General features: G+C 66.4%; 10 protein-coding genes. 5 read left to right on the plus strand and 5 right to left on the minus strand.

Annotated elements, in window-relative coordinates; all coding sequences use genetic code 11:
- Positions 1-508: 508 nt before the first annotated feature.
- The 3 genes from WMN78_RS06025 (at position 509) to WMN78_RS06035 (ending at position 5,096) form a co-directional block, all read left to right on the plus strand.
- On the plus strand, positions 509-793 hold the full coding sequence (locus WMN78_RS06025) for an HU family DNA-binding protein (RefSeq protein WP_011693739.1): 285 nt from the start codon (positions 509-511) through the stop codon (positions 791-793).
- 122 nt (positions 794-915) lie between these two features.
- Positions 916-3,093, plus strand: coding sequence for a cytochrome c oxidase assembly protein (locus tag WMN78_RS06030; protein WP_340532648.1), 2,178 nt, complete (start codon positions 916-918; stop codon positions 3,091-3,093).
- Complete coding sequence (locus WMN78_RS06035; protein WP_340532649.1) at positions 3,093-5,096, plus strand: NHL domain-containing thioredoxin family protein; 2,004 nt, start codon at positions 3,093-3,095, stop codon at positions 5,094-5,096. Before WMN78_RS06030 ends, WMN78_RS06035 begins: the two co-directional genes overlap by 1 nt.
- Positions 5,097-5,181: 85 nt before the next feature.
- Here the strand turns inward: WMN78_RS06035 and WMN78_RS06040 are convergent, their stop codons facing one another.
- The 5 genes from WMN78_RS06040 to WMN78_RS06060 form a co-directional block, all read right to left on the minus strand.
- On the minus strand, positions 5,182-5,706 hold the full coding sequence (locus WMN78_RS06040) for a DUF2199 domain-containing protein (RefSeq protein ID WP_340532650.1): 525 nt from the start codon (positions 5,704-5,706) through the stop codon (positions 5,182-5,184).
- A gap of 43 nt (positions 5,707-5,749) precedes the next feature.
- The gene (locus WMN78_RS06045; RefSeq protein ID WP_340532651.1) at positions 5,750-6,742 is read right to left on the minus strand and encodes a hypothetical protein; all 993 of its coding nucleotides are present in this window, start codon (positions 6,740-6,742) and stop codon (positions 5,750-5,752) included.
- 132 nt (positions 6,743-6,874) lie between these two features.
- Positions 6,875-8,614 (minus strand): helicase HerA-like domain-containing protein, encoded by a 1,740-nt coding sequence (locus WMN78_RS06050; protein WP_340532652.1) that lies wholly within the window; start codon positions 8,612-8,614, stop codon positions 6,875-6,877.
- A 9-nt stretch (positions 8,615-8,623) separates the two neighbouring features.
- Positions 8,624-9,154 carry a GNAT family N-acetyltransferase gene (locus WMN78_RS06055; protein WP_340532653.1) on the minus strand — a complete coding sequence of 177 codons (531 nt, stop codon included), beginning with the start codon at positions 9,152-9,154 and terminating at the stop codon, positions 8,624-8,626.
- On the minus strand, positions 9,142-11,169 hold the full coding sequence (locus WMN78_RS06060) for an FAD/NAD(P)-binding protein (protein ID WP_340532654.1): 2,028 nt from the start codon (positions 11,167-11,169) through the stop codon (positions 9,142-9,144). The genes WMN78_RS06055 and WMN78_RS06060 overlap by 13 nt, the downstream gene beginning before the upstream one ends.
- Before the next feature lie 296 nt (positions 11,170-11,465).
- Between WMN78_RS06060 and WMN78_RS06065 the strand changes: the two genes are divergently transcribed.
- Positions 11,466-12,524 carry an amino acid ABC transporter permease gene (locus tag WMN78_RS06065; RefSeq protein WP_340532655.1) on the plus strand — a complete coding sequence of 353 codons (1,059 nt, stop codon included), beginning with the start codon at positions 11,466-11,468 and terminating at the stop codon, positions 12,522-12,524.
- The gene (locus WMN78_RS06070; RefSeq protein ID WP_340532656.1) at positions 12,521-13,360 is read left to right on the plus strand and encodes an amino acid ABC transporter ATP-binding protein; all 840 of its coding nucleotides are present in this window, start codon (positions 12,521-12,523) and stop codon (positions 13,358-13,360) included. The genes WMN78_RS06065 and WMN78_RS06070 overlap by 4 nt, the downstream gene beginning before the upstream one ends.
- The last annotated feature ends 6 nt before the right edge of the window (positions 13,361-13,366 follow it).

Here is a 13,366-nt window from a genome sequence, read left to right on the forward strand (position 1 = left end):
CCTGCACCGTTCTGACGGACCCTCTCTCAGTACCTGCCCCCTTCCGACGGACCCTCTCTCAGTACCTGTATCGAAACCACGGACCCTCGCTCAGTACCTGCACCGTTCTGACGAACCCTCTCCCAACCACAGGCAAAGGCCGGCCCGGCACCCCAACCCCGGAACCGCCGTCGAACCCCACCCAAAAATGAAAGAGCGCCCCGAAATTTCCGCCAGGAAATGAGAGAGCGTCCGGGATTTTCCCGCAGGTAGTGAGAGAGCGTTGCCGTGGGGAGTGCGAAAGGTGAGATAGGGTTCCGTCGGCCCTCCTGCGGGAGCGTCGGCAGCCGTCCGCTGATGGCGAAATACGGGGTCAAAAGGCCTCAAAACCGGTGATTAACCTCAAAAAATGGCGGAAACACGCGGAATTTGCGGACCTGACCGCGGCAAGCTGGTAAGTTTTCGAACAGTGGCTTGTGCGCATGCCGCGTTCAGGCTCCAGAAATCATGACCGTCCAGGAGGACATAAATGGCTAAGAACCGTAGTGAACTTGTTGCAGAGGTAGCAGGCAAGGCCGGCACCAGCCAGGCAGCCGTCAACTCCGTGCTCGATGCACTGTTCGAGGTTTTCGAGACCTCTGTCGCCGCGGGCGAGAAGATCACCATCCCGGGCTGGCTCGCAGTCGAGCGCACCGACCGTGCAGCCCGTACCGGCCGCAACCCGCAGACCGGCGAGACCATCCAGATCGCCGCTGGCCACAGCGTCAAGCTGACCGCCGGCTCCAAGCTGAAGGCTGCTGTCTCCAAGAAGTAGCATCCGGCGTCCAACGCTTGAAAGGGAGCGGCAACCTGAGGGTTGCCGCTCCCTTTGCGTTAACCGCCGGCTCGAGCATCCGCCGATTCGCGGCGCAGGCACCCGTAGCGGACAATGGATAAGTGCCCTCAGCAGCAAAATCCCGCCCCACCCTTCCGCAGCCTTCCCCCACTCCGGGAAAGACTGGGGTGTCCGGCGGTGCGGCGGGCATTTCCCGGACGTGGCAGGTGGCCGGGCTTGCGGCGCTCATCCTGGGCCTGGCAGCAGCCCTCCTGTTCTCCGGAGCGGCCGCCGCACGCGAGGTGTCCGATCCCGGGGCCCTGATCCGCTGGGGGCTTCCCATCAGCAAGGCCATTCACAACGTCTCTCTTGCCACAGTGATCGGCGGCCTGATTTTCGCCATCGGCATCCTCCCGCGCAATGCCGGGGGTTCCCGCTCCAAGGATTCCAGCGACCTCGAGCATCCGGCATTTGCCCGTGCCCTGGCTGTAGCTGCGGGCGCAGGTGCTGCGTGGACGCTGTCTGCCATTGCGGTGCTGGTGCTGACGTACTCGGATGTGGCGGGACAGCCGCTCTCCGGGGATGCCGAGTTCACCCGGGCGCTGGTCTACTTCATGACCGACATTGAGACCGGCCGCGCCTGGCTGGCCGTGACCATTGTGGCCGCTGTGGTGACCACTGCCCTGTTCGGGGTGCGGTCCCTCACCGGCCTGGCCCTGACGCTGGTGCTGTCGCTGGTGGGCATGGTTCCGATCGCCCTCATCGGCCACTCCTCAAGTTCCAGCGACCACGAGGGGGCCATCAACTCCCTTGCCCTTCACATGGTGGGTGTATCCGCGTGGGTGGGCGGCATCATCATGCTGGCTGTCCTGTCCGGCATCCTGTCCGGCATCCTGACCGGCGCCAAAGCCAACGCAGGCGCCAAAGCCGCCGGCAAGTCCGACATCACCGAGCCCACGCTCCGCCGCTTCTCCTCCCTTGCCGGGTTTGCCTTCGTCCTGGTCTTTGCTTCCGGTGTCATCAACGCGAGCATCCGCATCACCAGCTGGAATGACCTGTTGGGATCCGCCTACGGCCAAATGGTGCTTGCCAAGGCTGTGGCCACGCTGATGCTGGGCGGCATCGGCCTGATGCACCGCCAGTGGGTCATCCCTCAGCTCAACCGCAAGGGTGCCGCCCTGTCCTCCCGGCGGGTGCTGTGGCAGCTGGTCATCGCGGAACTGCTGATCATGGGCGCGACGTCGGGAATCGCCGTCGCGCTGGGCCGTTCAGCCCCGCCGCAACCCACCACCTTCGCTCCTGACGCCTCTCCGGCATTCATCCTCTCCGGCTACGAGCTGCCGCCTGAGCTGACTCCGGAACGCTGGCTCACCGAATGGCGCCTGGACTGGCTCTGGATCGCCGTTGCGGCTTTCGGCCTGGTCTCCTACGTCCTCGGCGTGGCCAAGGTCCTGCGCCGGGGCGACAAATGGTCCTGGTTCCGCAGCGTCAACTGGGTGATCGGACTGGTGGTCCTGACCTATATCACCTCCGGCCCTCCGGCGGTCTACGGCCGCGTGCTGTTCTCCGCGCACATGGTGGACCATATGGCGCTCACCATGGTGGCACCGATCTTCCTGGTGCTCGGCGCCCCCGTGACGCTGGCGCTCAGGGCCCTGCCGGCCCGCGGAGACGGCTCGCGGGGCCTGCGCGAATGGCTGCTGTTGTTCGTGCACTCCAAGTTCTCCCAGCTGGTCACGCACCCACTCTTCGCCGCGGCCAACTTTGCCGGTTCCATCGTGCTCTTCTACTACTCGGATGCTTTCGGCTATGCCATGCGCGACCACGTGGGCCACGAGCTGATGAACCTGCACTTCGCCCTCACCGGTTACATCTTCGTCCTGACCATGATCGGCACGGACCCGCTGCCCCGCCGCGCGCCCTACCCGATGCGGCTCCTGCTGCTGCTGGCCACCATGGGCTTCCACGCCTTCTTCGGCGTAGCGATCATGGGCGGCACCAACCTGCTGGCTGCGGACTACTTCGGCAACCTGGGCCGGACCTGGGGTCCCTCCGCGCTGCTCGACCAGCAGATGGGCGGCGCAGTTGCCTGGGGCATCGGCGAAGTACCCACGCTGCTGGTGGCGATCGGCGTCGCCATCATGTGGTCCCGTTCGGATGCGCGGGAGTCCAAACGGACCGACCGCGCGGCGGACAGGAATAACGACGCCGATCTCACTGCTTACAACGATATGTTTGCCAAATTGGCTGAACGCGACGCCAAGCTGGCTGAACGCAACTCAAAGCTGGAAGGACGCTGATGAGCGAAACCGTACGCACCCACCTCCGGGTCCGCGCCTCCGAACTGGTAGGCCGTAACTGGCTGAACACCGGCGGGAAGTCCCTGGACCTGGAAGCCCTGCGCGGCAAGATCGTGCTCCTGGACTTCTGGACCTTCTGCTGCATCAACTGCCTGCACGTGCTCGACGAGCTGCGCCCGCTGGAGGAGCAGTACTCCGACGTCCTGGTGACGGTGGGCGTGCACTCGCCGAAGTTCGAGCACGAGGCCGATCCCGTCGCCCTCGCCGCCGCCGTGGAGCGCTACGAGATCCACCACCCGGTCCTTGACGACCCCGAGCTGGAGACCTGGAAGGCCTACACCGCCCGCGCCTGGCCCACCCTGGTGGTCATCGACCCGGAGGGCTACATCGTGGCCCACCTTTCCGGTGAAGGCCACGCGGACGGCCTGTCCGTGCTGATCCCCGAGCTCATCGCCCAGCACGAGGCCAAGGGCACCCTGCACCGCGGCAACGGCCCGTACGTGGCACCGGAGCCGACGTCGGGAACCTTGCGCTTCCCGGGCAAAGCCCTCTTCCTCCCGGCAGGCCGGGGCACCCCTGCCAACGGCGGACCGGACGCGAAAGCGTCCGACGCCGGCTCCTGGCTCGTCACGGACACCGGCCACCACCGCCTGGTGGAGCTGGATACCGACTTCCATACGGTGCTGCGCACCTACGGCTCCGGAACCAAGGGCTACGCCGACGGCCCCGGCGCCGACGTCGACTCCGTCAAGCCCACCGCTCAGTTCAACGAACCGCAGGGCCTTGTCCTCCTGCCGGAAGACGTGGCAGCAAAGACGGGTTACGACGTCGTGATTGCCGACTCCGTCAACCACCGCCTGCGCGGGCTGTCCCTCGCGGACGGAACCGTCACCACGCTCGCCGGCAGCGGCGTGCAGCGCCTGCTCGAGACAGGGCCGGCGCGGGTTGACGAGGACGCCGCCGGCTTCACCGGACGCCTCAGCGATCATCCCCTGGACGTCGCGCTGAGCTCGCCATGGGACGTAGTCTGGTCCGCCAAGCTCAACGCCGTGGTGGTCGCCATGGCCGGCGTCCACCAGATCTTCAGCTTCGACCCGGTCTCCGGCGCGGTGTCCATCCTGGCCGGAAACGGTCTGGAAGGGCTGCAGGACGGCCCTGCCCATGAGGCCTGGTTCGCCCAGTCGTCCGGCCTGGCCGAGGACGCCGAGGGCAACATCTGGGTGGCTGACTCCGAGACGTCCGCGCTGCGCAAACTGGTGATCGACGACGACGCCACGGTCACCGTGGAGTCCGCCGTCGGCAAGGGCCTGTTCGACTTCGGCTTCCGCGACGGACCGGCCGCTGAGGCCCGGCTGCAGCACCCGCTCGGCGTCACTGTGCTGCCGGACGGCTCCGTGGCCATCGCCGACACCTATAACGGTGCCGTCCGCCGCTACGACCCCGCCACGGGAACCGTCTCCACCCTGGCCCGAGGCCTGTCCGAGCCGTCCGACGTGATTGTGGACCACACGCACACGGCAGGCTCCGAGCCGCTGCTGGTGGTGGTGGAAGCCAACAAGCACCAGCTGATCTACGTGCCCATCCCCAAGGAAGCGCAGCAGGTGGATGAGGGCGCGGTGCAGACACACCGGCCCAAGAGCCCCGTTGCCCCCGGGACGCTGGAGCTCACCGTACGCTTTACGGCGCCCACCGGGCAGAAGCTCGACGACCGCTGGGGCGACCCCACGCAGCTGAAGATCTCGTCCACGCCGCATGAGTTGCTGGTTGCCGGCGGCGGAACGTCAGTGGGCCTGCAGCGGACCCTGGAGCTTTCCTCCGATATCCCGGAGGGCGTCCTGCACATCACCGCGCGCGCTGCCGCTTGCGACGGCCCGGAAACGGCCGACGGCGAGATCCCCGACCACGCCGCCTGCCACCTGTACCAGCAGGACTGGGGCATCCCGGTGGTGCTGCAGGCCGACGGCGACACTGAGCTGGTCCTGGACCTCCGCGGCATGGACTGAGGTAACCCGGTTTCGGGTACGGGCTAGTGCTTCGCTGAGGGCTGCCGTTTGTGACGAGGCGTCACGGACGGCAGCCTTTTGCCTTCTAACCCATCACGGCGTTGTTGATTTCGGCCAGCCGATGAAGCGATATCCCCGTTCCCTGCTCTCTCACCAAGGGGTGGTCCACTGACGGGTCGAGCCGGATGAAGGGAACCACTCCTGGTTCTCTGTTGTGCACGTGGGTCGGGATCGAGATGGTTGACTGCTCGTAGGGCAGCTCATTGCATAACCAACCGAACACTGGGGCCAACGAGGCCCGTTCCGGGTCGTCCCAGTGCTCAGCGACCTTTTGGATGCTTTCCTCACTGAGCGAGACCCAGGCGGACCAGCTAAAGACGTCACCAGGTGCATCAACGACAGGGATCTCGATGTGTCCTCTGAGGAAGTAATGCCACGTGCCTTCGATCTCAAGCACACACATGTCGGCGGTCAGTTCGCCGGCTTGACGTTCGGTTGCAGTGGCATGCACCCAGGGATCCGGAGCCTGGGCCCCAAAAACGGTCGCGAGCCCTCGATGTTGTTGTCCGCATGTTCCGCATTCCCACCGGAGCTTGTCCTTGCCGCCCATTGACTCCCCTTTGTCTCTGATCGCTTTGGCTTCCCGCCGGGAGCTAGTAGCTGAGGAGCGGGGTGACCCTGATGGTGTCCCCGTCAACGTCCAGGCGGGTGGTGAAACTGAAATCGTGTTCCACGTTCAGGTTGGTCACGGCGCCGGTGAACAGGTCGGTTTGCTGCGCCTTCAACCGTGCCTTCCCGTCCAGCGGGGCCACCACCCAGCGGCCGCCGAACGGCTCAATGGATACCTTGGGGTATTCACTGATGCTCCAGTCGATGGTTCCCAGCGTCACCCGGTTGAAAGTGGCGTGGTAGAACGGGCAGTCCGGCTGCAGTTTCTGTTCCTTGACGGCCCCAGCGGCGCAGGTGTCCAGGAATTCCTTGACTTTGGCGCCCACCGCGTCCTTCAGCGCCGGGGTGGCTTCCGTCAGGAGGCTTAGCGGGGCAGTAGGTACGTCGCGGCCGGACACCGTGGCGCGGCTGGCCGGGGCAGAGAAGTATTCGCCGTTGAGGCTGGCCTCGTATTCGCCGGGATAGAAGACGGCGAAGGAATTGCGGCCGTTGGGCATATTGACCGGAACACCGTTGAGGGTGGCCTGGTTGGAGTTGACCACTGTGACGTCCAGGACGGGCAGCGCGGCCGGCACGAACGCCCATTTATTGAAGAAGAGCCACTCGGTCCCGGTCCGCTCCAGCAGGAACTCGGTGCTCAGCCTGCTGCTGTCAATGGTGTATTCCATCGGCACCATGACCTGGTTGCCGGTGCGCTCCTGGGTCTCTCCGAACTTCACGTTCGTCACCCGGGAGGCGGCGGTTTGCAGGGCCGTTCCGTCCAGCATGGCGGCATCGCTTGCCGGCACGGAGGCGCGCAGGAGGCCGAGCGCTTTTTCGCCCTCACCCTTCTGCAAAGCGTCCAGATATTCACGGACGGGCTGCTCGGGACTCGCCACGGAGGCGTTCACCAGGTTCACCGCCACGACGGCTCCGGCGATAGCAAGCATAAGGCCCAGCAGCCACCCGGCCGCGATCCTCACCAACGCTTGACTCATCTGCACGCACCTTACGTTACCTGCAAGGTGCGTGAAAGCAGATGTAGCGGATGCCCCACATGACGCCGTAGAGCCGCTGTCAGACAGTCCGACGGCGGGTTGCCGGCCCCCGGGGATGCCCCCGCCGAACCGCTAGCGGCGCCGCCTGGAGGAGGTGCCGAACACGCCCCGCAACAGCTCCCGGCCCAGTTGCGTACCGAGCGACCGCGCCATGCTCTTGAGGCCGCCGCCGAGAGCGCCGCCCAGGGCTCCGGCGAGATCGTCCACCATGCCTCCGCCTGATTCCTGCCGCGACGGGGGTGCCTGGCGCCCCCCGCTGCGGGGCCGTTCCGGTTCCGGAGCAGGCCTGCTGCTGGGACGCCCAAGGATCTCTTCCTCGATACGGCGGGCATCGGCGTCGACGGTGTCGCGGTCCAGGGCTCCCGGAACAGGCCTGCCCGGAACGGGGCTGTTGGGAACAAAAACGTCCGCGGACGGAGTGGGAGGCTGGCCCGGGGCGGCCGCTCCGGTGGGCGCGGCACTCTTTCCGGAGATCTTCTCGTAGGCGGAGACGTTGTCCACCGCCGTGCCGTACTTGACGAGCAGTGCAGAGCCGGCCACGGTGCTCATGACGAGTTCCTCGGTGCTGGGGCCCATTATCGATTCCGGGGCCCGCAGCCGCGTCAAGGCGACCGGGGTGGGCGCGCCTTTCTCGTTCATCACGGTGATGACCGCTTCGCCAATGCCTGCCGAGGTGAGGGTTTCTTCAAGGTCGTAGTCGCTCATGGGGAAGGTGGACACGGTGGCCTTCAGGGCCTTGGCGTCTTCCGGAGTGAACGCGCGGAGGGCGTGCTGGATGCGGTTGGCCAGCTGTCCCAGGACATCGGCCGGCACGTCCTTCGGCGTCTGGGTGACGAAGAAGATGCCCACGCCCTTGGACCTGATCAACCGGACGGTAGTGGTGATGGCTTCCAGGAATGCCTTGGAGGCATCGTTGAACAGCAGGTGGGCTTCGTCGAGGAAAAAGACCAGCTTGGGCTTGTCGAGGTCCCCGGCCTCGGGCAGGTCCTCGAAGAGGTCCGCGAGCAGCCACATCAGGAAGGTGGAGAACACCATGGGCTTGGTCTGCAGCGTGGGCAGTTCCAGGCAGGTGACCACGCCACGGCCGTCAGGGGCTGTGCGCAGCAGTTCGGCGGTGTCGAATTCGGGCTCGCCGAAGAAAGCCTCCATGCCCTGCGCCTCCAGCGTCACCAGTTCGCGGAGGATGACGCCTGCCGTCGCCTTGGAAAGGCCGCCCAGCGCCTCGAGCTCGTCCTTGCCCTCGTCCGAGGTGAGGAACTGGATGACTGCCCGGAGGTCCTTGAGATCGATCAGTTCCAGGTTGTTCTTGTCCGCAAAGTGGAAGATGAGCTGCAGGCTGGATTCCTGCGTATCGTTCAGCTCCAGGATGCGGGCGAGAAGAATTGGGCCAAAGGAGGTGATGGTGGCCCGGACGGGGATGCCGTTGCCGTCCCCGCCGAGCGCCAGGAACTCCACCGGAAACGTCTTGCCCGCCCACGCCTGGCCGATGCTGTCCGTGCGCGCTTTGAGTTTCTCGCTGCCCGTTGCCGCAGTGGCCAGCCCGGACAGGTCGCCCTTGATGTCGGCGAGGAACACCGGAACCCCGGCCGTGGACAGCTGCTCCGCCATCATGTGGAGCGTCACGGTCTTGCCGGTGCCCGTTGCGCCGGCCACCAGCCCGTGCCGGTTCATCATGGAAAGCGGCAGCCGTACGGGTGCATCCTTGTGGAGCTCGCCGTCGACGATCGCGGCTCCCAGTTCGATGGTGGCGCCTTCCAGCGTGTAGCCCTTCTGGATGGTGGCGACTTTATCTGCGGTGGATTTGATGGCCATGCCGATAGCTTAGCCGTGCGACTCCAGATCCTTGCTGAATGCCAGGAACTTGATGGTTTCCGGATCGGCTGCCACATCGAACAGCGGCTCGTATCCCGAGTTCAGGTAGAGGTACTTCGCTTCAGGCTGCCGCGGGCCGGTGGTCAGGTACACCCGGCTGTAGCCGCGGCGGACGGCCAGGGCCTCGAGCTCGCCCAACACGAACCTGGCCAGTCCGCGGCGTCGGTGGGCCGAGTGCGTCCAGATGCGTTTGAACTCCGCCGTCCCCGGCCCGTGCCGCCGGAACGCCCCGCCGGCTACGGATTCGCCGTTTTCCTGGACGATCAGCAGCGCCCCGCCGGGCGCGGTGAATTCGGCTGCCGGGTAGCGGTTGAGTTCACCGGCGGCCGCTCCCCGGCCGAACAAATCGCCGTACCGGGAGTCGTACTCGCGGGCAAGTTCGTCCAGCAGCGGCCGGACCCGGGCGTCATGCATGGGCAGGTTAAGGACGGTCACTGCCGACGCCTGCACGCGCGCCGGCGGGGTGGTTAGTTGTTCCATGATTCAGCCTTTCCCGCGGCGGCCGGGACGGCCCCTGCTTCAACTCCACTGCGTTCAACTCCACTGGGTTCAGGTGCACCGCCCGGATCCTCAGCCAGCAGGTCCAGGATCCGCCGCGCCAGCGCGTCGTTCTCCCGGAACGGCGCGGCGTTCGTCCCGGGGCGGGCGAAGGCGCCGGCGCCCCAGCCGGAGGTATTGGGGCCGACGGCGAACAGTGTGCGGTTCGGTTCGCCCAGCGGGCTGACGAGCTCGTTGGCTGTGGACACCAGCAGCCGGCCCGTTGCATGGAGCCCGTCGGCGGTGAGGACTGTCTGCTCGCTGCCGAGTCCTGAGCTGTGCAGATGCTGCAGCAGCGGATTCGTGGAGCCTGCCACTGCCGGGGCAGGCAGCCGTGCCTCGATCAGGGCCTTGGCCGCGACGCGCACCCCGCCCTGGGCGGCCACAGCCACAAACTGTCCGGATGCCTCGTCGGCGGTGACTTCCAGCCCGGGGCCGAGGAACTGCAACAGCCCTGCCCGGTGGAGCGCCAGCAGCTCCCGCAAGCGCTGCGGCGGAGGGCCCGAGTCCACGAAGCTGAAGAAGCCGTGCCACCACCCATGCACCGCCTGCTGAGAGCGCGCGTTGAGCCGCTCCGGCGGCACCAGCCGGCCCAGGTCCATGTACACCTTGAGCAGCGCGATGAACAGGGCGAGCGTCTCCGAGTGGTCCGGGCTGGTCCGCAGCCGGAGGTCGTGCTCTATGTAGGCCGCCACGGCGCGCTGCACGTCCTCGGGCCCGGCAGGTTCCAACGCCGCAAGGGGGTGGTCCAGCTGCTCGAAGTCCAGGTGGAACTCCGGGTCCGGCACCGACTCGAGCACCAGCCGTTCGCGTTCGGGGCTGTACCAGTCCAGTCCCGCGAAGCGGTCCGAAAACTCGTCCCAGCCGATGCCCACGCGTTCGGGGTAGCCGGTGAAGAGCTCACGGTAGTAGCCGTAGCCGGCATCTTTGGCGATCAGGGGCCAGAGGTGGGTGCGGAAGTCCAGCTCGCCGTGCTGTGCCAGCAGGTCCTGGATGGCGGCGGCCGTGAAGAACCGGGGATCTCCGGCCGCTTCGCCGCGGAGGGTGGAGGAAATCTTGGAATGGTACGGAACCCCGCGCCGCGAACCTGCCCAGAGCCGCGGTTCCGCGCCGGACGGAACGTACGCCAGGCCGCCGTCGGGCGTTTCCTGGAACCGGCCGCCCCGCCCCTCCGTCAGCAGGACCACCAGGTCCACGAACGCGAGCCCCATGCCCGAGACGATCACGTCCTGGCCGGGGGCCAGCGCTGAATAGTCGACGTCGGTCGTGTAGCTGGGTGCCGCATGGAACCCGCCGTGCCGGGCAGCAAATCCGGCAAGGCCGGCGGACGCCTCGTCCGGCAGCGAATCAGTGTGCCCCAGGGCGGAAACCACGACGTCGGCGGCAACCGTGCCGCCGCCGGCAAGCCTGATGCGGTACCCGACAAGGCCCCCGCCTGCACCCGTGCTACCTCCGGCGGTCGCAACGTCATCGGCATCGATCCGGACGGCGGTATCCCGGTGCACGGTGACCCGGACGTCCGGGCCAAGCGCGGCAACAGCCCGGCGGAAGAACCACTCAAGGTAGACGCTTTGCAGCTGGCGCGTGGGGAAGGTGGCACCGGTCAGGGCGTGCAGCTGGCCCTGCAGTTCCGAGGTGAGCGGGGGGACGTCCGTGAGGGTGCCGTCCAGTACGCCGGCAGCCCATTCGGCGAGCCCGGGACCGTCGGCGGGTGGGCCCTCGCAGGCGACGGAGGCATCCGTGAACATGGTGATGTCCGCCGCTGCGGAGTTGAGCAGCAGGCCAGGGTGCTGGTCGAAGCGCCAGATCCTGCCGGAGCCCGGAGTGTGGGGCTCGATCACATGGATGGCCAGCGGACGGGCAAACATCTCCGGCCGGTTGGCCGCGAGGCGTTCCAGTATGCCGGCTGTCCGGGGACCTCCGCCTACAAACGCCACGGAAGGGATGGTCGCTGGCACGGCTGGGCTCCTGTTCAGGGGACGGTCTGGGACCGGGGTTTTCGCCTCATGCTAGGCAGCGGCTTGGGCCGCGGTCGAGGCTCCGGTCACGGCCGTTCACGCCGCGTAACAGCGCGTAAATCCGCGCAAGAAAACGACTCATGACGCCGCGAGAACCCCTGTGAACCAATGCAACATGCCGCCTTGCTGCGGGTTTCCGGCGTCCCTAGATTTGCTGCCAACCCGACCTGAAATTCCGAACTGACAACCCAACCTGACAACCCAACCTGACAAACCGACAAGAAGCGAGGTGGCGCATGAGTTCAACAGCAACCCGGGCAGCGCAGTCCGCAGCAGGACCGGCGTCCGCCGGAACTGACGTAAGCGTTTCCAATCCAGGACCGTCCGCGGAGCAGGGCGGCCACCAGGGGCACGAACCCCGTCAGGCCGCCACCGATTACGCCGACTACCGGCTGGTCCCGTCCCGCCACCCGTGGCGCTGGGTGGGCACGGCACTGGTGGCACTCGGCGTCGCCGCGGTGGTCTGGTCCCTGGCCACAAACCCGCGCTGGGAATGGGGCGTGGTGGCCCAGTGGTTCACCGCGCAGTCGGTGGTCAACGGGCTACTGGAGACCCTCAAGCTCACCGCCATCTCCGGCGCGCTCGGATTCATCCTTGGCTTCATCCTCGCGCTGATGCGGCTCTCCGCGTCGCCGCTGCTGGTATCGGTGTCCTGGACGTTCTCGTGGATTTTCCGCTCCACGCCGCTCCTGGTGCAGATGCTCCTCTGGTACAACCTGGGCTACCTCTACGAGAAGATCAGCCTGGGGATTCCCTTCACGGACGTCCGCTTCTTCGAAGTCCAGACCACCACCCTGATCAGCCAGTTCGCGGCAGCAGTCCTCGGCCTGACCCTGAACCAGGCGGCCTACTCGGCGGAGATCATCCGCGGCGGCATCCTCTCGGTGGACCAGGGCCAGCTGGAAGCAGCAGCGGCACTGGGCATTCCCGCCTGGCGCCGCTCCACCCGGATCGTCCTGCCCCAGGCCATGCGGGCCATCCTGCCCACGGCCTTCAACGAGATCATCGGCCTGGTCAAGGGCACGTCCATCGTGTACGTCCTGGCGTACTCGGAGCTGTTCTACACCGTCCAGGTCATCTACAACCGCACCCAGCAGGTCCTGCCGCTGCTGCTGGTGGCCACGCTTTGGTACGTGGTGATCACCTCCGTGCTCAGCGTCTTCCAGTACTACATCGAACGGCACTATTCGAAGGGCGCCGTGCGGACCCTCCCGCTGACGCCGCTCCAGAAGGCCCGCAGGTTCTTCGCCACGCACGCTGCCGTCACTGACACCCGAGCAAGGAGCACCCGATGAGCACGGCCGTCGCAGCAGAGCGCCCCGCAGCACCCGCAGCAACCCGCGGGCTGGTGGAAATCACCAAGGTCCGCAAATCCTTCGGAACCACGGAAGTCCTCAAAGGCATCACCCTCACGGTGGAGCCGGGCGGCGTCGCCGTCATCGTGGGGCCGTCCGGGTCCGGCAAATCCACCCTGCTGCGCACCATCAACCATCTGGAAAAGGTGGACGGCGGCTTCATCGCCATCGACGGCGAACTGGTGGGCTACGAGGTCCGCGGAAAGCGGCTCCATGAACTGCGCGAGAAGGACATCCTTAAGCAGCGCACTGAAATCGGCATGGTCTTCCAGAACTTCAACCTCTTCCCGCACCTCACGGCACTGGAGAACGTGACCGAGGCCCCGGTGGTGGCGCCGCGTGCCGGCAAACCTCGCCTGACCAAGGCCGAAGCCCGTGACCGCGGTCTGGAACTGCTGGACCGGGTGGGGCTGAAGGACCGCGCCGGTGCCTACCCTCGCCAGCTTTCCGGCGGCCAGCAGCAGCGGGTGGCCATTGCCCGGGCCCTGGCGCTGGACCCCAAGATCCTGCTCTTCGACGAACCCACCTCCGCGCTGGACCCCGAACTCGTCAACGAAGTCCTGGATGTGATCAGGGAACTGGCCACATCCGGCACAACGCTGATTATCGTCACGCACGAAATGGGATTCGCCCGCGACGTGGCGGACACCGTGGTCTTCATGGACCAGGGGCAGATCGTGGAACAGGGCGCACCCCAGGACATCTTCACCAAACCGCAGGAAGAACGCACCCGGAGTTTCTTCTCCAAGGTGATCGAACCCGCCTTCAACATCTAAAGGAAC

Origin of the sequence: Arthrobacter oryzae (assembly GCF_037911235.1) — a bacterium.
Taxonomy (GTDB): domain Bacteria; phylum Actinomycetota; class Actinomycetes; order Actinomycetales; family Micrococcaceae; genus Arthrobacter; species Arthrobacter oryzae_E.

Bases quoted from the DNA above. Each gene is read 5' to 3' on its own strand.
- WMN78_RS06070 (WP_340532656.1), top strand. From the start codon at position 12,521: ATGAGCACGGCCGTCGCAGCAGAGCGCCCCGCAGCACCCGCAGCAACC.
- WMN78_RS06050 (WP_340532652.1), bottom strand. From the start codon at position 8,614: ATGGCCATCAAATCCACCGCAGATAAAGTCGCCACCATCCAGAAGGGC.
- WMN78_RS06045 (WP_340532651.1), bottom strand. From the start codon at position 6,742: ATGAGTCAAGCGTTGGTGAGGATCGCGGCCGGGTGGCTGCTGGGCCTT.
- WMN78_RS06065 (WP_340532655.1), top strand. From the start codon at position 11,466: ATGAGTTCAACAGCAACCCGGGCAGCGCAGTCCGCAGCAGGACCGGCG.
- WMN78_RS06025 (WP_011693739.1), top strand. From the start codon at position 509: ATGGCTAAGAACCGTAGTGAACTTGTTGCAGAGGTAGCAGGCAAGGCC.
- WMN78_RS06055 (WP_340532653.1), bottom strand. From the start codon at position 9,154: ATGGAACAACTAACCACCCCGCCGGCGCGCGTGCAGGCGTCGGCAGTG.
- WMN78_RS06035 (WP_340532649.1), top strand. From the start codon at position 3,093: ATGAGCGAAACCGTACGCACCCACCTCCGGGTCCGCGCCTCCGAACTG.
- WMN78_RS06040 (WP_340532650.1), bottom strand. From the start codon at position 5,706: ATGGGCGGCAAGGACAAGCTCCGGTGGGAATGCGGAACATGCGGACAA.